The organism is Halobacillus sp. H74 (assembly GCF_052246715.1).
Taxonomy (GTDB): Bacteria; Bacillota; Bacilli; order Bacillales; family Halobacillaceae; genus Halobacillus; species Halobacillus litoralis_A.
Genome location: NZ_JBQQCI010000008.1, coordinates 125,755 through 151,356 on the forward strand (window position 1 = coordinate 125,755; position 25,602 = coordinate 151,356).

The 25,602-nt window shown below is 37.1% G+C and carries 25 protein-coding genes and 3 pseudogenes; 12 read left to right on the forward strand and 16 right to left on the reverse strand.

Features of this window, described 5'->3' with window-relative positions; genetic code table 11:
- Window positions 1–185 precede the first annotated feature (185 nt).
- From ACTWPX_RS17415 to ACTWPX_RS17440, 6 genes are all read left to right on the forward strand, one after another.
- Window positions 186–1,367 carry a cation:proton antiporter gene (locus ACTWPX_RS17415; protein WP_443120860.1) on the forward strand — a complete coding sequence of 394 codons (1,182 nt, stop codon included), beginning with the start codon at window positions 186–188 and terminating at the stop codon, window positions 1,365–1,367.
- A gap of 280 nt (window positions 1,368–1,647) precedes the next feature.
- Window positions 1,648–1,911 carry a hypothetical protein gene (locus tag ACTWPX_RS17420; RefSeq protein ID WP_443120833.1) on the forward strand — a complete coding sequence of 88 codons (264 nt, stop codon included), beginning with the start codon at window positions 1,648–1,650 and terminating at the stop codon, window positions 1,909–1,911.
- A 264-nt stretch (window positions 1,912–2,175) separates the two neighbouring features.
- Entirely contained in the window at window positions 2,176–2,598 is a 423-nt protein-coding gene (locus tag ACTWPX_RS17425; protein WP_443120834.1) for a CBS domain-containing protein, read from the forward strand.
- Between the two features lie 161 nt (window positions 2,599–2,759).
- Window positions 2,760–3,161 carry a glucose starvation-inducible protein B gene (locus tag ACTWPX_RS17430; protein WP_443120835.1) on the forward strand — a complete coding sequence of 134 codons (402 nt, stop codon included), beginning with the start codon at window positions 2,760–2,762 and terminating at the stop codon, window positions 3,159–3,161.
- 75 nt (window positions 3,162–3,236) lie between these two features.
- Window positions 3,237–3,416 carry a YjzC family protein gene (locus tag ACTWPX_RS17435; RefSeq protein ID WP_128523232.1) on the forward strand — a complete coding sequence of 60 codons (180 nt, stop codon included), beginning with the start codon at window positions 3,237–3,239 and terminating at the stop codon, window positions 3,414–3,416.
- Window positions 3,417–3,797: 381 nt separating this feature from the next.
- Window positions 3,798–4,019, forward strand: coding sequence for a hypothetical protein (locus ACTWPX_RS17440; protein WP_443120836.1), 222 nt, complete (start codon window positions 3,798–3,800; stop codon window positions 4,017–4,019).
- Between the two features lie 365 nt (window positions 4,020–4,384).
- Here ACTWPX_RS17440 and ACTWPX_RS17445 read toward each other — a convergent pair.
- Window positions 4,385–5,260: pseudogene (locus tag ACTWPX_RS17445) on the reverse strand (aminoglycoside 6-adenylyltransferase).
- Between the two features lie 349 nt (window positions 5,261–5,609).
- Here ACTWPX_RS17445 and ACTWPX_RS17450 point away from each other — a divergent pair.
- Window positions 5,610–5,780 carry a hypothetical protein gene (locus ACTWPX_RS17450; protein ID WP_443120837.1) on the forward strand — a complete coding sequence of 57 codons (171 nt, stop codon included), beginning with the start codon at window positions 5,610–5,612 and terminating at the stop codon, window positions 5,778–5,780.
- Between the two features lie 39 nt (window positions 5,781–5,819).
- Here the strand turns inward: ACTWPX_RS17450 and ACTWPX_RS17455 are convergent, their stop codons facing one another.
- A complete protein-coding gene (locus tag ACTWPX_RS17455) occupies window positions 5,820–5,993 on the reverse strand; it encodes a hypothetical protein (protein WP_443120838.1) in 174 nt (57 codons plus the stop codon).
- Window positions 5,994–6,463: 470 nt separating this feature from the next.
- Here ACTWPX_RS17455 and arr point away from each other — a divergent pair, with 470 nt between their 5' ends.
- On the forward strand, window positions 6,464–6,880 hold the full coding sequence (arr, locus tag ACTWPX_RS17460; RefSeq protein WP_443120839.1) for an NAD(+)--rifampin ADP-ribosyltransferase: 417 nt from the start codon (window positions 6,464–6,466) through the stop codon (window positions 6,878–6,880).
- Window positions 6,881–6,970: 90 nt separating this feature from the next.
- Here the strand turns inward: arr and ACTWPX_RS17465 are convergent, their stop codons facing one another.
- The 3 genes from ACTWPX_RS17465 to ACTWPX_RS17475 form a co-directional block, all read right to left on the reverse strand.
- The gene (locus ACTWPX_RS17465; protein ID WP_443120840.1) at window positions 6,971–7,813 is read right to left on the reverse strand and encodes a nucleotidyltransferase domain-containing protein; all 843 of its coding nucleotides are present in this window, start codon (window positions 7,811–7,813) and stop codon (window positions 6,971–6,973) included.
- 64 nt (window positions 7,814–7,877) lie between these two features.
- Complete coding sequence (locus ACTWPX_RS17470; protein WP_443120841.1) at window positions 7,878–8,240, reverse strand: nuclear transport factor 2 family protein; 363 nt, start codon at window positions 8,238–8,240, stop codon at window positions 7,878–7,880.
- Between the two features lie 452 nt (window positions 8,241–8,692).
- On the reverse strand, window positions 8,693–9,160 hold the full coding sequence (locus ACTWPX_RS17475; RefSeq protein WP_443120842.1) for a hypothetical protein: 468 nt from the start codon (window positions 9,158–9,160) through the stop codon (window positions 8,693–8,695).
- Between the two features lie 113 nt (window positions 9,161–9,273).
- On the opposite strand from ACTWPX_RS17475, the gene ACTWPX_RS17480 reads away from it, so the two are divergent.
- Window positions 9,274–10,485 carry an Nramp family divalent metal transporter gene (locus tag ACTWPX_RS17480; RefSeq protein WP_443120843.1) on the forward strand — a complete coding sequence of 404 codons (1,212 nt, stop codon included), beginning with the start codon at window positions 9,274–9,276 and terminating at the stop codon, window positions 10,483–10,485.
- A 164-nt stretch (window positions 10,486–10,649) separates the two neighbouring features.
- Here the strand turns inward: ACTWPX_RS17480 and ACTWPX_RS17485 are convergent, their stop codons facing one another.
- From ACTWPX_RS17485 to ACTWPX_RS17500, 4 genes and pseudogenes are all read right to left on the reverse strand, one after another.
- The gene (locus ACTWPX_RS17485; RefSeq protein WP_443120844.1) at window positions 10,650–11,147 is read right to left on the reverse strand and encodes a DinB family protein; all 498 of its coding nucleotides are present in this window, start codon (window positions 11,145–11,147) and stop codon (window positions 10,650–10,652) included.
- Window positions 11,148–11,720: 573 nt separating this feature from the next.
- Window positions 11,721–11,957, reverse strand: a complete 237-nt coding sequence (locus ACTWPX_RS17490) for a hypothetical protein (RefSeq protein WP_443120845.1) — start codon at window positions 11,955–11,957, stop codon at window positions 11,721–11,723.
- A gap of 118 nt (window positions 11,958–12,075) precedes the next feature.
- Entirely contained in the window at window positions 12,076–12,645 is a 570-nt protein-coding gene (locus tag ACTWPX_RS17495; RefSeq protein ID WP_443120846.1) for a copper resistance CopC family protein, read from the reverse strand.
- Window positions 12,646–12,826: 181 nt separating this feature from the next.
- Window positions 12,827–13,929 (reverse strand): annotated as a pseudogene (locus ACTWPX_RS17500) (threonine synthase).
- Window positions 13,930–14,322: 393 nt separating this feature from the next.
- Here ACTWPX_RS17500 and ACTWPX_RS17505 point away from each other — a divergent pair.
- Entirely contained in the window at window positions 14,323–15,267 is a 945-nt protein-coding gene (locus ACTWPX_RS17505) for a nucleoside hydrolase (RefSeq protein WP_443120847.1), read from the forward strand.
- Window positions 15,268–15,484: 217 nt separating this feature from the next.
- On the opposite strand, the gene ACTWPX_RS17510 is transcribed toward ACTWPX_RS17505, so the two are convergent.
- The 4 genes and pseudogenes from ACTWPX_RS17510 to bla form a co-directional block, all read right to left on the reverse strand.
- On the reverse strand, window positions 15,485–16,312 hold the full coding sequence (locus ACTWPX_RS17510; RefSeq protein WP_443120848.1) for a dihydrodipicolinate synthase family protein: 828 nt from the start codon (window positions 16,310–16,312) through the stop codon (window positions 15,485–15,487).
- 423 nt (window positions 16,313–16,735) lie between these two features.
- A pseudogene (locus tag ACTWPX_RS17515) lies at window positions 16,736–17,987 on the reverse strand (aminopeptidase).
- Window positions 17,988–18,365: 378 nt separating this feature from the next.
- Window positions 18,366–18,884: a DinB family protein gene (locus ACTWPX_RS17520; protein ID WP_443120849.1), complete on the reverse strand. Its 519-nt coding sequence runs from the start codon at window positions 18,882–18,884 to the stop codon at window positions 18,366–18,368.
- 72 nt (window positions 18,885–18,956) lie between these two features.
- Window positions 18,957–19,877, reverse strand: coding sequence for a class A beta-lactamase (gene bla, locus ACTWPX_RS17525; RefSeq protein WP_443120850.1), 921 nt, complete (start codon window positions 19,875–19,877; stop codon window positions 18,957–18,959).
- Between the two features lie 908 nt (window positions 19,878–20,785).
- On the opposite strand from bla, the gene ACTWPX_RS17530 reads away from it, so the two are divergent.
- The gene (locus ACTWPX_RS17530) at window positions 20,786–21,355 is read left to right on the forward strand and encodes a CotY/CotZ family spore coat protein (protein ID WP_443120851.1); all 570 of its coding nucleotides are present in this window, start codon (window positions 20,786–20,788) and stop codon (window positions 21,353–21,355) included.
- Window positions 21,356–21,760: 405 nt separating this feature from the next.
- Here ACTWPX_RS17530 and ACTWPX_RS17535 read toward each other — a convergent pair whose 3' ends face one another.
- Window positions 21,761–21,919, reverse strand: a complete 159-nt coding sequence (locus tag ACTWPX_RS17535; RefSeq protein WP_443120861.1) for a hypothetical protein — start codon at window positions 21,917–21,919, stop codon at window positions 21,761–21,763.
- 480 nt (window positions 21,920–22,399) lie between these two features.
- Between ACTWPX_RS17535 and ACTWPX_RS17540 the strand changes: the two genes are divergently transcribed.
- Entirely contained in the window at window positions 22,400–22,915 is a 516-nt protein-coding gene (locus ACTWPX_RS17540) for a hypothetical protein (protein WP_443120852.1), read from the forward strand.
- Between the two features lie 416 nt (window positions 22,916–23,331).
- Here ACTWPX_RS17540 and ACTWPX_RS17545 read toward each other — a convergent pair whose 3' ends face one another.
- The gene (locus ACTWPX_RS17545) at window positions 23,332–23,676 is read right to left on the reverse strand and encodes a hypothetical protein (protein ID WP_443120853.1); all 345 of its coding nucleotides are present in this window, start codon (window positions 23,674–23,676) and stop codon (window positions 23,332–23,334) included.
- A 243-nt stretch (window positions 23,677–23,919) separates the two neighbouring features.
- Entirely contained in the window at window positions 23,920–24,711 is a 792-nt protein-coding gene (locus tag ACTWPX_RS17550; protein ID WP_443120854.1) for a phosphatidate cytidylyltransferase, read from the reverse strand.
- Window positions 24,712–25,602 lie beyond the last annotated feature (891 nt).

Genomic DNA, 25,602 nt, shown 5'->3' on the forward strand with positions numbered 1-25,602 from the left:
TTAAACGGTTTGGCATCGCTGAAATTTTCGATTTTTTTCCTTCTTAACTCCCTTCATTTAAAAGAATTCATGGTTTTAGTCATTGGGATAACGGATAATCCATTATTATGGTTCCTATCTTTCCCATTCGGACCCAGGGTTCAGGGACGTATCCGCTTAAAGGAGGTTGATCAATTTTGCATGCAATGCCATATATTCTATTAGTCTTCATTGGTTATATTATTTTTACGATTGATAAAAAACAAAAGAATTTTCCAGTTCCTACGGTATTGTTAGTCCTTGGGATTGTTCTTTCCTTCATTCCATTTTTCACATCACTGGAAGTGACCAAATATATGATTTACCATATCTTCCTTCCTCCGCTGCTATTTTCTTCTGCCTACCGTTTTCCGGCCAAAGGTTATAAAGAAAATGCAGGTATCATCAGTTTCCTTGCCACAATAGGTATCATGTTGACCGTAGCCCTGCTTGGTGCCACTATTTTTGCGCTTAGTGAACCGTTCGTTTCCTTGTCCTTTGTGGGTGCCTTAATGATTGCTTCTATATTGACACCTACAGATCCAGTGTCTGTGACATCCATCCTGAAAAATTCGACTGGAAATGAAAAAATGGCTGACGTGGTCGAAGGAGAATCATTGATTAATGATGGCACAAGTATTGTGATATTCACAGTCCTAGCCGGGATGTTGACCCAAGGAAAGTCATTCAGTATCTTCTCCTTTTTAGGGGAATTCCTATTCGTTTCGCTTGGCGGAGCTTTACTCGGAATTTTATTTGGCTGGCTCGTCAGTAAAGCTGTCCACTTCACCCATAATCGTGAGTATCAAGTCATGCTTTCCATTGTTTTAGCTTTCGGTGTATTCAATCTCGCAGAAATGTTCCGTCTCTCTGGCGTTTTAGCAACAGTTTTCGCTGGAATTATGCTTTCTTTTGAATTTGGAAGATCGATTAAAGAGGATGACTTACGCGACAAGCTGGACGGATTTTGGAACATCATCGAACTCACTGTATTGGCCTTGATTTTTCTATTAATCGGGATTCAATCGGCTCAACATCTTGTATTCGGTGCCTGGGGTTTTGCCATAATCATTTTCTTACTATCATTGATCATAAGACTTCTCATTATATTCGGAACTACTCAGCTATTTCCCCACTGGCGAAATAAGATCAACTGGAGAGAGTCAATCATGCTTACATGGTCCGGTCTGAAAGGGACGATGTCAGTCTACCTCATACTGAACCTTCAATCCAAAGGGGCAGGCCAAGTAGATATGATCCTCTCTCTGGGCTTTGCGGCCGTACTTATTTCATTAATCATCCAAAGTTTAGGCGTATATCCACTTTCAAAAAAAATAATGAAACAATAAAATGCAAAAAACTTCCCCCTGTGAGACAAAACTTGTCGCCCAGGGGGATTTTAATGACCTTGCCGTCTGATATTCTTTCTCTAATATACCGAATTCCTTCCAAATTTGCTGCAAAATTCTTAAAACCATTAAATAGTTGGCATCTATTAAAATTTATCTTCATCTCCTACATATTTTCGCACTAAACCGTTTAATTATTAATCTTCCGTGGAAATCGATGAGCAAAAAAGGTTAGCATTTTTCATATAATACCAGACTTTGGGAAGATGGGGTGTTTTTTATGCATTATGAAAAACATGTCAACAAAAATATGGATAGGTATTATCAATCATTTCATAAACAACCTGACGAGGATTTCATCAAAGATACTACTCAATTTGATAGCATGGAGGAACTTAGGGAATCCATTGCAGTTTTTTGCAATTTTAATGTACTTCCACCCGAAGATTTAGCAACCAAAGAATTAGACGAATTTATATCAGACACGACAGATTATTCATGCTGGTTCGAATTTTTAAATGCATGTGATAAAAATTCAGTTTGATGAGTTCAATGAAGAGAAATTTCTCTATTCACATTTTAAAATCACCTAATGGAGATCCAGCTTCCTAAAGCAATCTCATATAATATACTACCCGGACGTTCACCTAAGGATTTCTCTTCTTTGGAGGTAGAAAGGGATAAACATTAAAAGCAAGCATGACATTTGTAGGAATTATGGTTATGAACCATAGATTGTGTTTGAAGTAGCCAGAAAACGTAAATGGAATGAATGTAAACCAAGAATAATCAGAAAGGTGGATGAGTAATGACAGCATTAAGAGAGTATATGAATACCAACACAGCGAGTCGTGAAGCTTCCGACAATTTGTCTACACTGGCTAAGTGTATGAAAGAAGAAGATGTCGGTTTCGTACCCATTGTCGAACAGGGTAAGTATGCAGGCGTTGTCACAGACCGTGATATCGTAGTAAAAGGGTTATCAAAGGGCTCACCAGAGGATGTAAAAGCTGCAGATATTATGACAGAAAAAATAATTACAGGCTCCTCCGACATGGAAGTATCTGAAGCAGCCCGCTTGATGCAAGATCATCAAATTCGCCGTCTATTAATTGTAGATGAAGGTAAAATCAGCGGTGTAGTCAGTATAGGGGATATTGGAGTCAAAGGTTCCGATGAAATAGCAGGTAATATTGTAAGTGAAACGGCCAAAGGAGCAAGTAACAATTAAAAAGACTACGGTCAACAAATAGTTCACTAGAGGATAAACATCCTATTTGGGTGAAACATTATTAACTATATTAAGATAATATCACAGATAAAAAACAGGTTTAAATTCCTCGGATTTTGTGGTAAGTAATTTATATAACAATATTAAGGAGGTAGATTAAAATGGCTAAGAACAATAATCAAAACCAAAATCAAACTATGACAAGAGAAGAAGCAGGACGTAAAGGCGGAGAGAAAGTAAGCCGCAAATACGATCAAGAGCACTTCGAAAATATCGGTCAAAAAGGTGGAGAAACTACCGCTCAAGAACACGACCAGGAATTTTATGAAGAGATCGGACAAAAAGGCGGAGAAACTACAAGTGAAGAGTATAGTCAAGAACACTTTGAGGATATCGGCCAAAAGGGCGGAGAAACTACCTCTCAAGAGCACGACCAGGAATTTTATGAAGAGATCGGACAAAAAGGCGGAGAAACTACAAGTAATAAGTATGGAGAAGAACATTATGAGAAAATAGGTAAAAAAGGCGGCCGCAACTCAGGTAATGGTTCTAACAATAACTAAGTCGCAGCCGCTTGATCAAATAAAGCTAGGTACTTTATTTAATTAATACCACAATTATAACGGAGGTGTTTGACGATGGCAAATAAACAGTTTAAAACAGGTGAAAAAGCTCCAGAATCAGGCAACTATAAAGTGGATAATCTTGTAAGTGGGAATAAAACAGATGACAATACCGAAATCAGCTTAAATGAAGGCGATCAATTCCCACCTTCCCCTTCCGAAAATGAAGCAGCTTATTGGGTAAAATCATCTTAATAATTTTCTAGCACGTAACATACCCTGCCCTTAGTGACGAACCACAAAGGGCAGGGTACTTTTTCGCATTAACAAAAACCATTGCAGGACCCATAGGAAAAACCCCCTTTATTTTATTCAATCTCTCTATCTTTCTCATATCTATTATTTTTCTTTGGCATGAACATCGCTTCCCCTTCCCCGCTTTTCTTCTGTTGCCCTCTCTTGATAACATCCTATCCGTTATAAATTCTAAAAGCTCTATTCATTGGTTGTACAACTGAATAGATGATTGACATATTCAGATATAATATCTATATCTTGAGAAAACTCGGGTTTCTTAACGAAAATAAAAGGAAAATATATGTTATATCAAGATAATTTATACAAGGAGGAACAATTATGATCACAACAAGTTGTTATGAACAGCTCAGTAACAAGAAATTAGTCGATTTGTATCTTTTTTTGCTAAACAATATTTATGGCGGAGTATTATCCTACGCAATGTTTAACGAAATTGATTTACTTGAATCGATTGCTTTGAACAGAGGTATAAGTCTTTCATATTTTAGTAGAAGAACTCATTCAGAAAAATCAGCTCAATTATTAATTCTCATTAAATAGTTTCCCTTTTCAAGGTTTCACTAAAAAATGAAAGTTTTCGTTATTCGTAAGCTATTAGCTTTCCTAACTCGAATGCCCCTCCATCCATGAAAAGTAGAAATACCCTCTCCGGTGATAACAACCCACTTTCAGGTTGAAACTTTATTATCTCCTCCGAAAACTCCCCCCTTTGATCCTAGAGCCTCAGTGGGGTATTGATTTAAGCTACAGTTCAACAGAAAAAGGAGCAAGCATGCACGTAAATGATGAAACTTCGAACACACTTTGATTTAAATCAAGGTGTGTTTGCACTTTAAAGGGCGATACTTCTTATTAAATGTAAATTTAAGCACCAACCGCAAAACTGACGGATGGTTCATAGCAATTTAAAAAATACTAATTGCGTCTGGAGATAACGACCTAACCTGCTGCAGATAGTGCGTCATGTTTTCGTCATCTTTTTTCCTATAAATGAACAAAAAATGATCAGCTACCTCTGAGGCAAGAGTGCGAAATAGCTCCCCCGCAGCGAACATAGACTCCCATATGTGATCTGGTCGGCTATCCGAATAAGTGGATTCATACCTATTCCAACAGTCATCTGGAAAAAAACACTTAAATTAATTGCCCACTTTTCCCGTCGACACTTGAAAGTCCGTCTGTATTCCGATCCACCAGGAAACCATTTGGTCTAAATCCCTTCTGATGACACAATCGAACATGAACTTGGCATAGGGTACTTCATCACGCCATAGGCTTTTGGCTACATTTTGCTGACACCACCAAAAGTTATTGCAACAACTCATGTATGCCTGTTCTGTCGGTTTTTGGACATGATAATCCGCATCGGTCGGTTCTGGCAAATCAGGCAGACAACCGTCTTTATCCAATAATGGAACCGTCAGTTTATCCTTTCCATAATGTTCATTTAAGTGATTCATTGTTTCAATATGTAAATCGATACGGTTGCCATCTGTAAACAGTATTAAATAGCCATAAAAATCCCTGAAATCACCACTTGATCCCTGGTCATTTTTATCAGGTTCCTGCTCCATCAGCCTTTCTCCGAACACATCAATCCAGTCTTCGTCTTTCAAAAAGGAATCCGTTTCTGTCACGACGTACACAATGTCGTAATCCTGGAATATATCTTTTGATACATTGGCGTTCGTCCTGGAACCATTCATATAGACGGCCCGAATTCTTTCATCCTCTTTGGCAACAGATAAAATTAAATCCATCATTTCCTGCTCACTTCTCATAATGGTGCCTCCTTGAATATTTTCATTTAACCGTGTATCAGTCTCTGTTTTTATCGCGCTCCTCAATTTTCTATATGCAGCTTTTTCGGATTACAATAATGCAAGGGTTCCGTTTGTACCTATTTATTGAAAGGACTACTAATTGCAAGGGGAGAATTCCTTTCCTTCCATATTACATTTTCCTACGGTCAAAACATTTCAAATAAGCTTCTATAATAATCTTACAAATACAGTTAGAGCATTTGAAAACTGAGATTAAAAAAGAGAGAGATTTAACTCGTAACCATCGTATTACGGGACAGCTTTGTTAACAAAAAGCTATGTGGTACTCTACATGTGGAGGGATATAATGAGTGATTTGCTACTTTTTTTATTAATAATTCTAATAGCCGGTGCTGTTACTGGTTACGCTATCTCAGGTCAGACTGGGTTACTGCTAGGACTAGTTGTTGCACTTTTGATATTAATCACAATTCAATTGCAAAGAATAATTGAAATAAGTCTAGATAAAGAGTCATAGTTTAATGACTCTTTTTATCAATCTTTATTAAGATATGGATTAAAATCTCCACCCTAAGAAAAAATAACCAATAATTCCTACTGTAGCAGCAACTATCCCTATATATGTGAAAGTATTTCTCCACCTTGATGGAGTTTTAGAACCACTATCTCTTAAAAAGAAACTCAGTAAAGCTATAACGGCTACTATAACCCCTATCCAAAAGCCGTTCATAATGACCACCTTTCCACAATATTTTTTTATAAATCCCTACCTTATATGAAATACGAAGAGACCTTTTCGAAGTTTCAAAAACAAGCATTTTTAACGTGTTGCCTCGCATTCAGCCTTTCACAATCCTGCCCAATTCTTACGTATAGAAAAGGCAACTATTCTATTGAATAATTGCCCCTCGTTGGTTAAGACCCAGTTCCAAGATAATCTTCACGTCCGGATAAATGCACAGTTACAATGTTAAAGAAACCAAAAATAAAAAGCTCACTTTCTCAGTATTAAAAATGAGAAAGTGTCCTTGCATTCCATATGATAGCTGATCAATATGTGAATAAAAGGTGCCTGTTACCCGATGATAATCTCTCTACTTATATTATACTCCTAATTATAAAATATTTATAGACTACTCTTTCTATAATTCTTGTCCTATACTGTTATATACAAATCTAAAATATATGAGGTGTAACAGTATGAATGACAAAAAAGATGTCTTAGATCATGGCCCTTTCTTTCATGGTACTAAAGCAGAACTGAAAATCGGAGATCTTTTAGAAGCCCAACACTTATCAAATTACCAAGACAAAAAGTCTAACTATATTTATTTCACTGCATCATTAGATGCTGCTAAATGGGGTGCTGAATTAGCAACATCTAAGTCAAAAGAAAGAATTTACGTTGTAGAACCATCAGGTGATTTTGAAAACGATCCGAACTTAACTGACAAAAGGTTTCCAGGAAACCCTACACGCTCTTTCAGGTCTCAGTCACCATTGATAATAGTAGCTGAATTATGTTCTTGGGAAAGGCATTCCGATGAGGAAATAAATCATATGCTTACATCTATAGAAAAGTTACGTGAACAAGGAAAAAATGTAATATACGATTAACCTTCACCATCTATAAAGCCATGACTTAATTTGAATCCGATATGAAATAATTGGGAGGACGATGATAGGAAGTAATTTATTATATTATCTTCAAAGCGGTAGGTGCATTTCCCTTTTCGGGTTATGAACGTCCAGCCAATTTTCTGTTTCCAACTCCATCCAACTGCCAAAACAATTCAAGAATTTCAATATTTCTTCTGAAGTTGATAACGGGTTGATTGCGTACCAAAGCGCTGTTCTCATTTCTTGCTCTTTTTCAGGATAGTGCTTTGAAAATAGTTCATAGGCTGGGAATAGATCTCTTGTGTATGACTGCTCTTGGACGATGACAAGTGCAAGACCAGCCCTCACAATAATTCTCATGATCCATGAACAGCAATCCTTAATGTCTTCAATGTCGTCATTTCCCGTCAAATCATGTTTAGCTTTATCAATCAGGGATGTCAAGTGAATGAGGTGCTCATTAACCAAGGAACTATCGGGTTTATAATCAGGGAGCTTACTTATTAGGTTTTCACCATAAACACAAATCCCATAGGTTTTTAGAATAAAAGGAATCATGGAGCAATATTTCGTCTCCTGAACCTCACTTAAAGGGCTGAATCCTAATTCTACCCCGTTTATAAAAGAGAATTTTCGATCAATAAATTGTTCCGTCTCCTCTACCCAATCCAAGTCAAGTTCTTGAGGGCTGGAATAGGTTACGATTACTACGTCCACATCCGATACACCTTCAATGTCTAATCCTCTTGGCACAGAACCTCTTATGTAGACGCTGTGAATTTCCTTTGGTAAAGCGGAAAGACAGCTTTCATTTATAAGTCGGATGGCTTCTAGAAATTTATTATTGATTTTTTTATGATCCGACTGGTTGATGATATAGCCTTTGTCGTCTAAGGCACATAAAGATCCTATTTCTTTGATTTCAGTCATACTTAAAAGTCCTCATTTCTTTTTCAGATTACAAACACACCCAGATAAAAACATTTCGATTGATTCATTGGTCAGTTATAGTCCCCTGGTGAAAAGTCATTTGCCATTTTCCATCATTAAATATCCAAACAGAGCTTCGTAAAGAGTGTTTCTGTTTACTTTTTATAAACACCTTGAATGTAGTGAGAGCAGATGTTGGTGATAGATGATTCATTTGGAAGTCACTTAGCTTAATACCAGGATCCGCCTCACGTGGTAGACGATTTAATATATTTTCTTTGTCGTATATTTCTCCTGTGCTTGAATATTCAACAAAATCATCAGCTATTAGGTCGTTTAATATTTCAGCAGACTTCCGAACTTCCCCTTTAAGTAAAGTTGTTTCCAGAGTGTACAAATGTTCTTTAAGTTCTCTCTTCTTTTCCACGACGATTCTCCTTCTGTTCTGTACCTCGTTTTGATGGTTTACTACTTTCCTGTCATTTACTATGGTAAAGGAAGTTGGAGTAAATCATAAGCATATGCGAAAAACAACAGAACAGTAACAACGAGTACAGGTATTTTATGCCTCTTAAAGTTATCCAGTGCAAACAGTGCAACTCCAATTAAACATAGTGAATAATATACATAATCGAACCATTCTCCCGTGATGAAGAATGTGTTTATTGTTGATAGTGTAAAAAATAACACTGTTGCAAAAAGATAAATTCTATTAGAATCAGTTTTTTTATATTGTGAGATCAATGATCCCCCTTTTCGTTTTTAGGAAATTCTATGAAATGCTTATTCCGCTTCAAGAGCAAGTGAAAGATACATATCTATCATGCTATTTTTTATATACCTGCGGAAATTAACCTAGATTTTTTATCGGAAAAATTTTCATTTATTCAATGCGTCTTTTAATTCCTTAGCTTGGCTTGAATGAATCATATAATATTCTCCCGAACCATCAGAAAAAACAGCACTACCGTCTTCTTGATACCATACAAACCTTCTTTCCTCATGAGAATCTTGGTAAGTTTCACCTGACTTTGCAATCTTGAAGAAGACATCAGGTGTTCCCTCTACTCCAGCTTCGGGTTTATCAATATTTTCGGCCGTTCCAATAACATCTTCAACTCTAACTATTTTTTTTGAATCACTGATTTCTTCATTCATATTCACGCCGCTTTTTTCTTCATTAGAAAAAGGAGTGCCAACTAAAATTATTTTATTTCCCTCTTCCGAATTCCCCTCCTCTGTTTGAGTCGATGTTTTTTGGTCTTTGGACTCTCCACTACTCCCTTCACATCCTACAATGAATAAAGATAAACTGATAAAAAGTAAAATAAAAAATTGTTTTTTCAAAAAATCACTCCATTCTTAAAAAATGATTAAAATTACATATGCAGGGAATTGTCTGACTAAATTTAAGTTTATCACGATTCGAACTTATACCATTAAGTGAGGGGAGATAACTTATGTCGAAGGGGAGTAAGTTCAAGAGACGCCTGAAGAATGTCGGTCCAGGTGCTATTGTAGCGGCAGCCATTATTGGACCGGGAACGGTGACTACAGCTAGTAATGTAGGGGCACAATTTGGCTATGCGCTTATCTGGGCACTCATCTTTTCCGTTATCGCGACGATGTTTCTCCAGGAGATGGTCACCAGGTTAGGTGTCATTACCAGAAAAGATTTAAGTACCATATTACGAGAGCAGTTTTCCCATCCCATTATGAAATGGTTGACGATTTTATTAATTATTTCTGCTATTGTCATAGGAAGCTCTGCTTATGAAGCAGGTAACATTGTAGGCGGAGCTATAGGGATGGCGGCATTGACAGGGCTTTCTACTGAAAGTTTAGCCATCATAATCGGATTGATAGCCGGAGTACTATTATGGGTCGGGAAGTATAAAATCATCGAACGCGTTTTTATCGGACTTATCCTGACGATGACTTTTAGCTTTGTCATTACAGCCATTGTCATCCAGCCGGATTTATCTGCAATTATTACGCAGGGACTAGTACCTAAGGTTTCGGCTGGTAATGTATTATTTATCATATCTCTTATCGGGACGACGATTGTACCCTACACTTTATTCTTACAATCTTCAGTTGTACAGGAGCGGTTCAAGGGAGAAGAAGAGTTGCAAGATAGCCGCTTTGACGTAGTTACTACAATTTCAATCTGCGGTATCATTTCCGTTGCTATCATCATTACGGCCGCTGTCGCTTTCCCCTCAGGCACTGAAATAGAAAACCCCAGTGCCATGGCAGATCAGTTGGAACCGTTACTTGGATCATGGGCTAAATATGTATTTGCAGCCGGGATATTTGCAGCAGGTATCTCCTCTGCTATGACGGCACCTTTAGCATCTGCTTATGCAACTGCAGGCGCTTTGAAATGGGACAGGAACCTTCGTTCTGCCAAATTCCGTCTGGTTTGGATAGGTGTGCTTCTTGTCGGGATCATTTTTGCAAGTCTTGGCTATGACCCGATACAGCTGATTGTTTTCGCTCAATATGCCAATGGGTTGATTCTGCCGGTTATCGTTTTATTCCTTATGTTTGCCATGAATAATCGGGATAATCTTCAAAACCACGTCAATTCCCTATGGGTGAACATTGTTGGCGGGTTGATCTTCCTCATTACAGTTACGTTATCACTTATCTCTTTTGGAATTTTTTAACACTGCAAAGAATTGGGGTGGCTCAACTATTTGCGAACCATCCCAATCGTCTTTTGTCTTATATAATGAATTAAGAACATGCCAGTGCCTGACCTCCACTTCGTTATAACTTTAGCATAATGGGTGTCAGGCGCATGCATATAACTGTAAAGCAAATGAAGCTTTTATAAAAAGCTGCGTTTCTCTGCCCATGCTCCCTGCATTTTACTAAGGAATACTATTTGCCCAATATGATATGCGTCGTGCATTGCTAAACTCTTCATTTCAAGCACTAATGAATTATCTTCTCCTGGAACTTTTCTATATAAATCTTCATGTTCTGATTTTGCTAGAATTCTTTCAAGTTCACGATGCACATAAAAGTATTCTTGTTTTGTTTCCTCCCAATTTTCTACCGTTTCAGTTGGTAATCGAAATGTAGAATCATTATTTTCTGCCTGAGGTTCATTCGCTGTTTCACCAAGAAATCGCATCAAATATCTCTTTTCATAGAAAAGTAAATGACAAACTAATTCCCAAATGGAATTCATGGTCCCATCAGCTGGTTTCCAAATTGCCTGTTCAAAAGTAATATCCTCTAGCACTTTTTCAAGTGGTGGAAACCAGTCTTCTTCATCTAAGCAGCTTGCCCATTGTTGTAACAAAAGTGTTTTTACCTCCATTTTCTAATTCCCTCCAATTTTAATCTCTTTAATAGATAAAATCATACAGAATTTCCCCAAAAATAAGATGGCATATGACGACATAACACGATACCGAGTACATAAAAATACTTTAAATACCCGCTCACCAAAATATTCAATGTGTTTTCCCATTTTCCTGCATGATACTTAAGATAAAATAGGCAACTATTCTTATTGAATAATTACCCCTTATACTATAAGGCTTGATTTGGAGACAACATTAATATACCAGATTGTTGAAGAAGACTTATTGCAAGAGGACAATAAATATTTCCTTTTGAAAGCAGAATATAATGTTTCTTTTCTTTACCGTTCTTAACCTTTATCAGTAAATATACTCCTTAAAAAAGAAGAAGAGTTAGAAGTGCCCCCTTAATAATCATCTTTATGCTCCTCACCAGTTTTTTCAGTTTTCGCCTCTTTAGTTGAATACTCAAAATCAAGGTTGTTACGCATAAGATTCCGCGCCCGTAACCATTCGGATATGATAACCACTTCAAATATAATAAAAAGCCAGTAATATTTTACTGGCTCTGAAAATTTTACTTTTGCCTACTTAACCATAAAAGCTTGATAAGAGGCAAATATTGCAATCACCCCAACCGCCACTTGAAAAAAAACTACGTATGGATGTTTAACTTTGTTCAATTCATCAACACTCTTAAGAATCATAAAACACCCTAAAATAAGCAAAACAAAGGGCATTACCTTCGATGGTTCTTCAGTGAATAATGCATATCCTGCAAGAGAAACCCCTAAAATAAATAGTACAGTTTTTGCAACCTTCAAAAATATCACCTCATTTTTCCTGATGATATTGTCTCTTACATAATTTATACTTTCAATAGCTTAAGACCGATAAGAATGGAGAGACAAGCATAGAGACCTCCATTCGTTAATGCATGAATCATGATTTTTTCCTGATCCCCAGGAATATAAGTACTGCAGTAATTAAAATCCCGAACCCAAGCACAGGTACAATCCAGACATTCGATCCATTCCCTTGGTCAGACCCTGCAACTTGCTGTTCTGCGGACTCGTCTCCTTCCGCGTTTTCAGCATCATCTGAAGTCGTTTCAGCTGCCTCCGTTTCTGTGTCCTCTTCAGGTGCCGATGCCTCTTCCTCTACTGTATAATTATAGGTCAACTGATTTTCCATGACGTGCCCGTCCTCACCGATGATGCTGTAAAAGACCTCAATGTCCCCACTACCCACTTCTTCAGGAATACTGAATTCTATGACGTTATCAGGGGAATGGGTATAGCTATCTATTTCGAACTCTTCCCCATCTCCATCTGTAACCATCAGAGATGTAGGCTCCTGGACATTGGAATCGAAAGTCAGTGTGACATGAGGTTTTTCTGATGTTAACGTACCTCCTGATTCAGGCTGGGAGCTTTCAAGGTGTGTGTGCGCCTCTACCGCCATTGGCAGTGCAAGTACCATAAGTAAACAAAACATGGATATATATTTCATTGTCCTACTCCTTTTCTCTTTTATTACGAATTCAAATGAGCGATGGTTCACTCCTCCTTCCAATTTAACCAGAGCAATAGTGGGAATACCAGAATAAAATTTGGTGAACAGAAAGACATTAGTTCATGAGCTGAACATAAATAAAGGTTTTTTCGACCCCTTTCTTTGGATATGAAAGCATTTATTTCGATTTAATTCCTGCGCCACAAAGAGGTACAATAATTTTTTCTTCTGGTTCTTTCTTATATTTTAAATAGCCAGCATAGTTAGCGGCTGTGGTCACTTCAACATAAAAACCTTTATCACTAAGTTTCGCGCGGGCTCTCAGAATTTCATCTTCTCCTATGGTTATAAAATCACCATTAGTTTCGCGTATAGCCTCTAAAATTTGCGGAGAACGTGCTGGTGCTGCTATAGCTATCCCTTCTGCTAAAGTGCCTTTATTCCTAACAGGATGGGCTGATAAATCCCCATTGTTAAAAGCCTCTACTAGCGGGGAACAGTTTACTGCTTGTATGGCAATAATTTTCGGCATTTTATCGATTAAGCCATTGGCAAATAACTCTTTAAACCCATAGAATGCACCAAGTAGAAGTGTACCGTTGCCAACAGGAATAATTAATGTATCGGGTGTACCATTCAACTCCTCGTAAATTTCGTAAGCATACGTTTTCGTTCCTTCATAAAAGTAGGGATTATACACATGACTTGCGTAAAAAACTTCTTCTTCTTTTACCGCTTGTTGGGCAGCTTCTGCAATATCTTCCCGTGACCCCTGAATTTGCTTGATCGTGGCACCATGAGCTTTTACTTGAGCGATTTTTTTGGGAGACGTTTCATCACTTAAATAAATGTCGCAAGCAATATTGCAACGTGCAGCGTAGGCTGCAATGGCCGTCCCAGCATTCCCACTACTATCCGCAATAACTTTTGAGACCCCCAATTCTTTCGCCTTCGTCATTAGTACTGCAGCTCCTCTGTCTTTAAAGGATAAAGTAGGCATCATATAATCAACTTTTACATACGTATTAGGTTCATGAGTATCTAGCACAATTAAAGGGGTTTGACCTTCTCCCATTGTTATGGATTTCCATGTCTTTGATTCTTTTTGAATGGCATGGTTTCTAAGTAACGCCATAATGAGTTAGGATAGTGGGTCCAAGATGCCACATTTATTTTAGGAGTATGTTTTATCAAATTTAATACACCGTCACACGTACATTTCCATATAACAGGCGTAATAGCATACTTTTTTCCGCAATCATTACAAATGTATTGTTCCATCCTACATCAACCCCTTAGATATTTTTTATATGCTCGATCCAAAAAATTTTTATACGCGATTGCATCAATTATGTAATTTATTTGTTGGTACGATCGTACGAGCCGGTTGATGTTCACCGAACCTAAATTACGAACCAACACATTTATGACCAAAGAGATCGTATCGACAGAGATATGGAAATGACATGAGTCACTCAGATAATCCATTTCTCCATATAGATGAAGTATTGTTCAGCTGTAATTGGATAACGTGCGACTATATGTATGTAAAAATGTGGATAGGCATCTTCAAATACGAGAGAATAGACGCGCTCATTATTAAAAGTATCCGTTGTAATTTCATTTCAATCTCACTCATAAAATAACTTGTCTATATTTATAGGAGGTAGTTACATGAATAATGTCCTAATGTTCTGCGACCCAGGAATTGATGATTCATTAGCAATAATGTATGCCCTTTTAAACCCCAAAATAAATGTGGTTGGTATCGTTTCAAGTTATGGTAACGTCTCTCAACAACAGGCAACACAGAATGTAGCGTACCTCTTAAAGCTCGCCGGAAGGGATGATATTCCCATCATCGCCGGAGCAAGAAGTCCCCTTAGTGGTGAAATAGCTGTATTTTATCCGGAAATCCATGGTGAAGAGGGTTTGGGTCCAATACATCCTCCAGAGACTGTGCAACGTGAGGTAGTAAATTTTGATGAGATATTTAAAATCATTGATAACTACGCGTATAATCTAGTTGTTGTAGATGTAGGTAGATCTACGTCTTTAGCAATTGCTTTTTTATTGGGCGGAGGAGAATATTTAAGAAAAGTAAGAGCATTTTATTCTATGGGCGGCGCGTTTTTAGTACCAGGCAACGTAACACCTGTTGCGGAAGCTAACTTTCATGGTGATGCGATAGCTGCCAACCTCGTCTTAAACAAGTTGAGAAATATCTTCATCACTCCATTAAACGTTACGAATTACGCAATAATTACACCTGAAACCATTCTGAAAATCACCTCTCAGCCTTTTAATGCTTTTACGCATCTTATAAAACCAATTTTTGATTATTACACCACTGCTTATCAAAAACTGGATCATAGCCTGGCAGGTAGTCCTTTGCATGATGTTTTTACAGTATTTGCTTTAGTCAATCCAGAACAAGTCCAGTATGTGAATCGTCAAGCTTCTGTATCCATTGATTTTGCCAATACAAAAGGAGAAAGTGTAGCAGACTTTAGAACAAAATCAAGCGAACAGATTACAGAAAATACTGATCATATCGCGATATCATTCAACTACGATGCATTTGTAAAAGATTTTACCGCTGTAATGACTACTCGTTAAAGATGAGCGACACTAAAATCCTTCTTTCCTTCCAATATATCTCAAAACCAAGTCTTACTTAAACAGGATCTCTTTCTTTAATTATGCTTATGCAGATCAGTCTAAAAATGATTTTCAACCTCTTTTCCTGTAAATTTTTTCAGAATCAATACTGTAATACCCCCGTATTATTAGTAGAGGTAAAACCTTAGTAATGGGGCTGAAATATACCACCTAATTAAATATTTCCTATTGGACTCCTGCAAACCCCCATTGGAATCTCCTTATGATTAATGTGTTTTTTCAGATTCACAATAGCGTTTCCTTGATAAACTTGTTCCATAATATTTTCTATTTTTTCGCTTTCTTGTTTACTTACTATTTGCTTCATAAGCATTTTTTGGAACCATCGACTAATTTCAATCGGAAAAACATTCCCAGCAATGGAGGAAAGGCGATCATATCCATGTAATACTTTTTCTTCTAAATCGACTTCTCCACCAGCATAAAAACACAAAATATTTCTATGCATACCTTTTTTTATTCGTTCAACTTTTTCTTTATTGCCAGCATCTTTTATACCAACCACTAAATCTATCTTACTTAATTGAATAATACTTTTTTCTGATAAATCAAATCCGGTTCTTTTTGGATTGTTATATAAAATTGTAGGTTTATTACTAAGGTGGATAATCCTCTCTGTATAAACCAATGCTTCTTCTTGCGTCGGTATAACATACGGTGGATACCCAAGCATGATACCTGAAATTTTGGTATGACGAATCTTTTCGGCTAATTCCTCTGCCTCTTTCTGTCTAATTGAAGCTACACCAAATAAAATTTCCATATTACTAATGAGCTCTTCTTCCAGCTCTAATCCGTTTATTATTTTAATTTTCTCTTGGAGATTTAGACTATGCTGTTCTCCAGTAGTTCCAGAGACAAGAACAGATTTCACTCCTTGTTTATAAAGGTCTCTTATATGGCTTATTGTTCCTTGAACATTTAAAGATTCATCTTCAAAAAAAGCTGTTGGTACGGCAAAATGAACTTTTTCAGTTAGCATTTTACAATCCACTCTTTTCCTTTTAATATACTTGAACTAAGCTGCTCGTTAGTTCAATGCTTTCATCCGAATTTTCAGCAAGGATGCTAACCATTGTTCATGATTATTAATTTTCTTTACTTAAGAAATTCTTTCATCAGAAAATAAATTTCCTGCACAAAAAAGAAGCCGATCTGTTTAGTTCGAGTTCTTCAAATTCACTTACTCTCTTTAAGATGAACCTGTTACCACAGCCTACCGCAAATTAAAACACGTGCTGTTGATGAATCGCCAAATTCAGCTAAAATAGAATCTATAATGGCTCCGATTACTTGTCTGGATTTCATTTTTTACAGGAATGCTGCCAAGTTTGTTTTCACAAAAAACTAGCACTAAGTATAATCCAGCAGAAATCATTTTTTTCTGTTTTTAAGTTGCAGACAATTAGAATTGGAAATCCCCATCATCCATTAGCAGGACTACAGTTCCACTTTCTTTAATGCCCACTACTTTCATATCTTCAGTACCAAAGGTCACATTGACTGACAAAAGTGATGTATTTAGACCCGCTGCCTTCAACTCTTCCTCAGATTTGTCAAAGCCATTTTGAATATTGGAGGGAGATGCATTTCCGATTCCGATATGACAGGACGTATTTTCATCAAACAAGGTATTGTAAAAAAGAGTATCTGTTTCAGCAAGAGGAGATTTATTAGAGACCAAGGCAATTTCACCCAGATAATGTGATCCTTCGTCTGTTTCGATGAGATTTTGTAACACTTCCTGTCCCTTTGCGGCATAATAGTCGGTAATCCGTCCATCCTTAAAAATTAGATAAAATTCATCGATGAGACTTCCCCCATAGATAAGAGGTTTAGTACCTACCAATTTGCCATTCACCTTATTTTTATGAGGAGCAGTAAATATTTCTTCCGTAGGAATGTTCGGAAAGAATGGTATTCCCTTTTTATCAATGACACCCCCACCGATATAAAGATGATTTTTAGGGAGACCAACTAATAAATCAGTTCCTCGGCTGTTTGTAAAATGCAGGGATTCAAATTGGCCCTCGTTTAGGTTCTTTTTTCGAGACTCGAAGGCTCTATTGTGACTCTCCCAATCTTTTATAGGCTTTTTCCCATCTGCCCGAGACCCTTTTAATATTAATTTCCATAAAGATTGTAAAGCTTCTTCTTTACTTAGATTGGGGAATACTTTAGTTGCCCATTCAACACATGGCACAGCTAGAAGACACCAGCGTACCTCGTGGGATCTAATTTTCGCGTGATAATCCCTCAGTTTGGTACGAGAAGCTTTTTGGAAACGATTTATCCTTTCTGTAGGAACCTCCTTAAAAACCTCTAAATTTTCAGAAATAATATGGATGTAAGCAGCATCGGCATCGTCCCACTCCTTAAAGCGAACAGCCGGCCAATCAGGAAAGTGATCGATGACACTATCTGCTGCATTTAAGAAAAATTCTTTAGTAGATTGTTCATCTGTCCAATCTATAAATACATTTGAAGCTCCTGCCTCGTAGGCTACCGTTTGAATTACGTGCAAAAGCAGCATTTTGTATATCACTGTGAATAATCAATAATTGATTTTTTTGCAGATTTACACCAGCTCGTACAGCAAGTTCTGCATACTTTTTTAACTGTGCTTCACTTATAAACTCATATATTTCTTTAATCATTTAATTTCTCCCCTGTGGTGTTCTTGTATAATTTTCCTGCAGAACCCTGACCTACTTAAACTAACCTGCTTCGTTAGTGAAAAAGCGATCGTCCATATTGAACAATCGCCCCCATTACTTGAAGACTTGAATTCAAGACAACTTACGTATTAAAGTTTCCCATCACTAATAGGGGTAAAGTCAGGGTAATGCAGATTTACAACTTTAAGGAAATTTTAATATTAATAGCCTAATTTCTCAGCATTAAGTTAAAAAATAAGGCTTTTTATTGCTCCATTCAAGCGCCGGATTATGGAACTGTTTTTAGAGCTTACTATGTATTTCCTTTGTTGGATTATAAACTTTAAACCACTTCTTTAGCATTTTTGATACGTCGTCTTAGCTATTCTCCCTTTCTCTTAAAAACAAATAAAGACCATAATCTGTCCCAACAGAAACATAACCCATTTGCCTTAACATAGCTGTAATATTTCCACGGTGATATGTCCCATGATTCACAACATGAGTCACTAGCTCAGATACACTAGTTTTCATTAAATCGCCGGATGGATTCTCAATTTCAAGAGGTTTGGCTAAATTCCCCTTTTGTCTAAGGAACAACTTGTATCTTTCTGATAACTTAAAAAACATTGCTTCCAATTCATCTATTCCTTTTGACTCTGTTTCTCCTTTTTGTTGGACAGCCAACTCTAATGCATAGTTCATACTTTTACCAGAAAAAACCTCTAACCATCCAAGATCAGAAAGGTAAACATGAGCTAATACGTTAGATATCGATGTAAATACACTTTGAATTTCTTGACGATAAACATTTTTTGGAAGCTCTTTTAGTCGGTTGAAAATTTGTTTATTTGCCCATTCATTATAATCAAACAACTGTAATTCAAGCTGTTCCATATAAAATTTCTCCCTTTCATGTTTAATATAACTCCTACCTGATTATGCGTTGCGGTACTCCATTACGGTTATTCACTTAAGCGCTTTGATTGTAACCTTAGCAGCTTTAGCTATAAGCGCATCATTATAGGAAACATTCTTTTTATCTCGACTGGATAGAATCGCCATGACAATAGGAGCTCTGTTGGGCGGCCACACAATGGCAATGTCATTACGGGTTCCATAGCCTCCGGCACCGCTCTTATCTCCGACCTTCCAGATTTTGGGGACGCCTGCACGAATGAGTTTGTCTCCGGTTGTGTTCGTTCGTAGCCAGTTGATTAGGATTGTACGTTTTTCACTCGGGAGCACGTTGTTGCTAATCGTGAAAGCTTGGAGGTCAGTAGCAAGTGTTCTAGGTGTGCTTGTGTCACGGATATCTCCGGGGATGGCTTCATTTAGGTCCGTCTCATAGCGTCTAGGTTGGGTAACATTATCGCCGATCTGCTTCAGTGCTTTTTCGAATCCATCAGGTCCGCCCAGTTCTTGCAATAATAGGTTCCCTGCGGTGTTATCACTGTAGCGGATGGCAGCTGCACACAGTTCCCTTAGAGTCATTCCGGTATCTACGTGCATTTTTGTGATGGGCGAATACGTGACCAAGTCTTTGCTCGTATAGGTGATGACTTTGTTGAGTTCACTAATTGAGTTCTGCTGCAGGATTGCACCTGCGGCGAGAGCCTTGTATGTAGAAGCGTAAGCAAATCGTTCATCAGGTCGATAAGCGACCGTTCGCCCCGTTCCAGTGTCGATGGCGTAGACACCGATCCTAGCATCAAACTTACTTTCGAGTTGACTGAATTTTCGATTGCTGTGTACCTCTGCGTAAGCATCATTATCTTTTGCATTTACTTTAGTCTGCAACGGAAGTACTGAAATAGAGGCAAATACCAGAGATGCTGTTACAAACAATAAAAACACGTGAACTTTCCTGTTTTTAGACTTTAATACCATAATGCTCCCTCCCTTGGTGAATCTGAATGCTTATAGAACAAAAACCTCATAAATAAAACCCGTTAGTTTTATCTGAAAATTGGTCTTTACTGCAGCCTAAAAGTATCCAGCCCTTCTTTTCTGAATTATACAATATTAAACATGAAAATTCCCTGCTCGTTCATTTTTTATTCGTTCAAATAAAAAAATTGGTACATCTATCCTTGTTATCTCAAACCTGAGTCTTCCACTATCCTGCCCTTATTTGGAAGATTTTGTTTCGAGATTTTCGCGTAATAGATCTAAATACGTAATGATTACTTTATATTATTCATAAGGCATTATGAAAAACCATTCCAGACTTATAAGTGGAGAAGCTATGGTATCCTCCACACCCAGCATTCTTGATTTCAGTTTCGGTACGCCAATTGCTTCATCTAGGAAATTCCATAAGTTTTGTATAGAACTAACGGGAAATCCATTGGAATTATATCCGTACATCGTTGCGTCTTCATGGAATGTAGGCTGCATGATTTATTTCTTGCCAACGATTAGACCTTCCACATATTACTGATCACTTCGCAATTTGTTCATAATCCATTGATTGGTTTTTGGCTCATTTTAACTATTCCTCCCTCTATATATTAAAGTTTTCTCCTTTAAAAGAGTTTTTTGGCATAAAAAAATGCCAGTTATTTCTGGCATCAACCGTAGGGGAAATTACCATGGTGTGGTTGACCATGAATCTATACCTATAATAATTATAGGTAATATATGCATAAAAAGGTGAAAGCGTTGGTAGTCCCCTATACCATTCGTCTATTTTTGAAACTTTGAAGGTTCGCTAAAAAAAATAGACTCCTATACAATCAACCGTTATAAAAAAACATAGAATGATAAGGAATAAAAAAATAGAGGAGAAATGATGAATGAGTTCATGTCAATCAAAAGGAAAAGGAAATTGCGTACGAGAAGTCCTCGATGAAATCATTAAAGCACAAGATGAGGTGGCGAGCCGAGACAACTGCTGTGACGTAAGTTGTGAGCGTTCTATTCGTGAATTGCTCTCACCGACAGGAAATGGTAATGGCCCAACTACAGTTCCATTCATTTTGTACTGTAAAGATTGCAAGCCTTTTATCGGAAGTTCAGTAGTTCGACGTCAACTAGGTATGTCTCCAAACTTTGCTCTAGAGTGTTTGGAATCACCGATTTTCAAAGCGAAAAAATTCGTAGATGGAAAGAAAGACTGTGTCAAACTTGAACTTTTGATTCCAGTTACTCAAGGCGGATCGCAACCTGGTCCATCCGGAAAGGGGAATCGTGTTTGCGACTACTTCCCGGGTAGCAGCGTAAGAAACCTTCGTTCTACAGGCGTTTGTATCACAGTAGACCTTGACTGTTTCTGCAGCATTACTTGCTTGGAGCCTACAACACCATTGATGGCTACTCAGGAAGAAATGAATGACGCTGTAAGGTGCGATCATCACGAAGAGTAATCATAGAAGAAGTGTGCATGAAATTCTCATGCACACTTTTTTGATGAAACTAGATGAATAGACTACTTATGCTTATTATCCTAAAAAGCCTCTCAATAGATAACTTGAACTACTAGAGGCTTTTTCTAGTCCCTATTATTTGAAAAAATCCAGTCAAAACTAATTTGCAAGGTTAAAAAACCTATCATATCAGAGGTTAAGGCGTTTCCCTTTGAAAATTCCCCCACTAAGGACTAGTTTTTTCAAGAATTCCCCTTACCGTAATAATTAAGTCAGTTATTAACCATTGTTCAGCCTTTATTTTCATCACTTGGAGATCGATTGATGAACGACTTGTATCATCAATATAGCTAGAATTAATATTGGACTTCATAAATAAGAGTATAGAGATTGTTAATAAGGAAACTAATTAAAAAGTGACAGCAAACCACTAAGGAGCCTTTGGTGGTTTGCTGTCTTAAATCTTTGAGCACGCGCGACATGCTTGAATTTTGCAATGTCTACTCCTCTAACCAGTGTTTGAGAAGTAATTTGAGCAATCTTTTCATTTTGGTTATAATTCATGTTGAAGGGCCTCCTGGTATATACAATTGTGTTGCATTAAATAACGTTTTCGGCGTTAATAACACTCCTGCACAACACAATTAAATTGTTAAACCACAAAACTAATGCAACATAACTCTTAACGAACGTTTTTCGTGTTTTGCTGTCTGGACCCCTGTTTAAGCAGACTGAATGACAGTCTGCTTAAACTCTATTATTTCTCCTAACCTCTCCAGTCTGACCATTAATCTTCACTTCGTCTTTTGTCTTTCCATCCTTTATCTCGACTACATAATGGCCATCATCAAGTTCAAATTCAACAACTTCTCCTTTTCCTTCCTCATAGTAACCAGAGTCACAAAGACCTCAAGGAATACTGGCTTTCTATCACGTTGTAAATCATAGGTCCTACTTAAACCTTTAGTTCAAATATCCTCGTTTGAATTAGCATGTTTTGGGAACACTTTCCTTGAATTCGATTTTAAGTAAGGAGGCGTTTCTATGAAAAAGTATTACCTGTTTAGCATCATCCTGGCCCTTGGCTTTATTTTAGGAGCTTGCGGATCATCCGACAGTCAAGACAACTCTAAAGATAACTCTGATTCTACAGAGCAGACAAGTGAACAGGACAGTGAAGCCACTAGTGGAAATGCAGATAGTTCTGAAGGGTCCTCCGAGGAAAATGGCAACAGTGATATAGAAGTGGATAGCGATCTGTCATCTGGCATTGACACGGTCATTGCATCTGTTGATGCTTTGGATTCCAGCTTAAAAGACTCAGCTGCTGTAAACACATTAAATGAAAAAGGGAAAAACCTAGAAGAAGATTGGGACAGTATCGAAAAGAAAGTCGAGGAACAGTTCCCGGATCAATATGAGAAAATAGAGAAAAGCCTTTACCCACTTATTAATGAAGCTAAAAAAGATGAACCTGATGCAGAAAAAATGAAAGAATTAGTGGAGCCTACTATAGACAGCCTGAATGAATTGAAGCAGAGTATTAGTTCTGAGGGCTAAATAATATCATATGGATGCGAACCTCCACATAAAGACTGCCCCCTTAAGGCAGTCTTTCTCTTGCTTCGATTCCTTACCTCGCTTTAGCCTATCGCAAAGGTGTTAATAATATACAATTTATTGTGGATGCTTTAGAGAAGGTTGGTAAAGATGCGAACACCATCAACGATAAGATATTTTCAGACAAACAAGATGCCCGGATCCTTGTACAACAGCTAAACTCTAACACCGTAGATAATAGAGCATGGAGATTAAAAAAGTACTAAAAACTACTCCGGTATTAATTCCACAACTACATCGTAAAAAGGCAGTTTTTAAAATAAAAATCCAATTAATATAAGTGTCACAAAAAGAGAGGGGGCATTTGCCTCCTCTCTACTTATATTGAAAAAACAAAGGGAAGATATAGATCAATCTTAATTTACACTAGATTTATTACGGTAAAGAACGAATCCTCCACCGACAGCAAGGATGACAAAGCCAACCCATGCCCAAGTATTAAGGGAATTGCTATTAGCTTTTCCACCCCTATCTGGATCAGGCATAGGCCTCATGTCAGCACTAAATTTGTCTGGCATTTGTTTGGCAATAGCACCAGAGTTGCCAACTAACTCCACTACCAGCTTATTCAAAAGGTAAACGCCTCTAAACAAACAACCAGCGACTATTCCAAATGCAATAATCCCTCCTAATAATGGTCCAGCCATCATCAATAACCAACCTAGTAATACAGATAAAATTATAGAAAAGAATAAATACAATCCGACTCGATCCTCTTTGTTTCCTAAGATCTAACTCTCCAAATATTTAATGATTTACTTTTCAACCTGTTGCTACAGTTTTGCCCCCCGTTTACGTAAGACTCTGTTTCGAGATATATTCAGAAAAACTTTTAGTAAAGACATTCGTTAGTAAAAGAACAAAAAGACATTAATGCTTTAGCCTTAATCAGAAAAAGCAAATGTGGCGATCGCGCTCTATTGAGCAACCGCCATCTACTGTATCTAAATGATACCGATAATCTTCAATCCTATAAATACGAATATCCAGCTATCCAATCGATCTAAAACTCCTCCATGTCCAGGGAATATTTTTCCTGAATCTTTAACCTGGAAGTAACGCTTTAATGCTGACTCTGCTAAGTCACCTAGTTGTCCTAACATGGATATGAAAATAATAACGATAATGGAAATAAAATAGCTGGAGAAAACCTCCCATTGCCATTGCATTAAAAGTCCTACTAATAAAGCAACTACTATTCCTCCCACTGAACCTTCAACCGTTTTATTTGGACTAGTATTGGGAGCAAGCTTTGTTTTACCCAGTGTTTTACCAACAAAATAAGCCCCCGTATCCGTCGACCAAATAATAATTAAAACAGTGAATGTCCAAATGATTCCTTCCTCTAATCTTGCTTGAACTAACAACTGGAATCCGAACCCAATATATAACACCCCAATTAAAAGGGTTCCAGCCTTTTCAATAGAAAATTGTTCTATAGCTATTTCTTCACTTAAAATCGTAGCTGTAAGAAAAGAAACGATCAGAGCAAGTATTACTTTTATATGTATATCTTCATAGGAGGGGTTAAACAAAGGAATGAATAATAGGACAACTCCTAAGGACCCTATGAACCATTTCCTTCCCCATTTCTTGATTTTTATGATCGTAGTAAATTCATAATATCCAACTAAGGCTAGTAACAACATTGAATATATAAACCATTGTTGACCTATGTAAAACACAATTAAGAACAATAAGGTTATTAATATTCCAGTACTAACACGTTCTTTCATTGCCAACTCTCCAAACATCAGAAAATGTATCTAGCATTATCCCCTCATTAATTACAATTAATTCAAAATTACCTTAATACCACAACCTATAAGATTAAACTTACACGAAACTTATAAGGGAGAGCTTTCACTTATAGCACTCTATCGAGCAATCGCCCCCAATTCATGAAGACTTGAAATCGAGATAACCTTAATTAATCTTTAACCCTTTAAAGCATGTTTACACTAAGTAAGGATTGTATTACAATTTGTAATGTCTTAATTTTCTCACGTTTTTAACCAATTTTGTGAGAAAATGTAGAAAATGACCAAACCGATCAAGGACTCCACCTATATATAAGTGGAGTCCTTGATCATTGTATAGGAAATCATTTTGAGAACAATTTTTTGAACAAAAATACACTCAAGACTAAGATGAATGTAATAATTATAGAGTATTTTAAAATCATAAAGAAAAAACCGGATAAGAAGTTTCCTCCAGAGAAACCATTCCATTTACATCTGTTGTCATTCTTACTCTATCTATTAGGACTAATAGCAATGAATAAGAAGAAATAAATGAATATATAGCGGTTTTCACTAAAGTTTTTTCCACGCTAATCCCCTTAAATCTTTTTCACCATACAAACAATTACATTACTGGCTAAACTGCTTCGTTACCTTAATTTAATTTTTTCCTGTCATCTATTTGTTTTTCAAATAATCGGATTATTTATCATATATTTTTAAAATTAGATAAGAGAACAAACCATTGTTCCATGTTTGCCCCCATTTCTTGAAGACTCTACTTCGAGATAATCCAAGGCCATTTCAAACTACGTAGCTACCATAGGTTTTGGTTAGGTAAGATTTAGAATTCAATTCCGAACGGCGAAGACTATTTCTTTTAGT

Coding starts and splice junctions, on each gene's coding strand:
- ACTWPX_RS17510 (WP_443120848.1), bottom strand. CDS start 16,312: ATGCTAACTGAAAAAGTTCATTTTGCCGTACCAACAGCTTTTTTTGAA.
- ACTWPX_RS17430 (WP_443120835.1), top strand. CDS start 2,760: ATGGCTAAGAACAATAATCAAAACCAAAATCAAACTATGACAAGAGAA.
- ACTWPX_RS17495 (WP_443120846.1), bottom strand. CDS start 12,645: ATGAAATATATATCCATGTTTTGTTTACTTATGGTACTTGCACTGCCA.
- arr (WP_443120839.1), top strand. CDS start 6,464: ATGAATGACAAAAAAGATGTCTTAGATCATGGCCCTTTCTTTCATGGT.
- ACTWPX_RS17480 (WP_443120843.1), top strand. CDS start 9,274: ATGTCGAAGGGGAGTAAGTTCAAGAGACGCCTGAAGAATGTCGGTCCA.
- ACTWPX_RS17455 (WP_443120838.1), bottom strand. CDS start 5,993: ATGAACGGCTTTTGGATAGGGGTTATAGTAGCCGTTATAGCTTTACTG.
- ACTWPX_RS17425 (WP_443120834.1), top strand. CDS start 2,176: ATGACAGCATTAAGAGAGTATATGAATACCAACACAGCGAGTCGTGAA.
- ACTWPX_RS17520 (WP_443120849.1), bottom strand. CDS start 18,884: ATGGAACAGCTTGAATTACAGTTGTTTGATTATAATGAATGGGCAAAT.
- bla (WP_443120850.1), bottom strand. CDS start 19,877: ATGGTATTAAAGTCTAAAAACAGGAAAGTTCACGTGTTTTTATTGTTT.
- ACTWPX_RS17530 (WP_443120851.1), top strand. CDS start 20,786: ATGAGTTCATGTCAATCAAAAGGAAAAGGAAATTGCGTACGAGAAGTC.
- ACTWPX_RS17415 (WP_443120860.1), top strand. CDS start 186: ATGCCATATATTCTATTAGTCTTCATTGGTTATATTATTTTTACGATT.
- ACTWPX_RS17465 (WP_443120840.1), bottom strand. CDS start 7,813: ATGACTGAAATCAAAGAAATAGGATCTTTATGTGCCTTAGACGACAAA.
- ACTWPX_RS17440 (WP_443120836.1), top strand. CDS start 3,798: ATGATCACAACAAGTTGTTATGAACAGCTCAGTAACAAGAAATTAGTC.
- ACTWPX_RS17450 (WP_443120837.1), top strand. CDS start 5,610: ATGAGTGATTTGCTACTTTTTTTATTAATAATTCTAATAGCCGGTGCT.
- ACTWPX_RS17540 (WP_443120852.1), top strand. CDS start 22,400: ATGAAAAAGTATTACCTGTTTAGCATCATCCTGGCCCTTGGCTTTATT.
- ACTWPX_RS17535 (WP_443120861.1), bottom strand. CDS start 21,919: ATGAATTATAACCAAAATGAAAAGATTGCTCAAATTACTTCTCAAACA.
- ACTWPX_RS17420 (WP_443120833.1), top strand. CDS start 1,648: ATGCATTATGAAAAACATGTCAACAAAAATATGGATAGGTATTATCAA.
- ACTWPX_RS17435 (WP_128523232.1), top strand. CDS start 3,237: ATGGCAAATAAACAGTTTAAAACAGGTGAAAAAGCTCCAGAATCAGGC.
- ACTWPX_RS17505 (WP_443120847.1), top strand. CDS start 14,323: ATGAATAATGTCCTAATGTTCTGCGACCCAGGAATTGATGATTCATTA.
- ACTWPX_RS17550 (WP_443120854.1), bottom strand. CDS start 24,711: ATGAAAGAACGTGTTAGTACTGGAATATTAATAACCTTATTGTTCTTA.
- ACTWPX_RS17485 (WP_443120844.1), bottom strand. CDS start 11,147: ATGGAGGTAAAAACACTTTTGTTACAACAATGGGCAAGCTGCTTAGAT.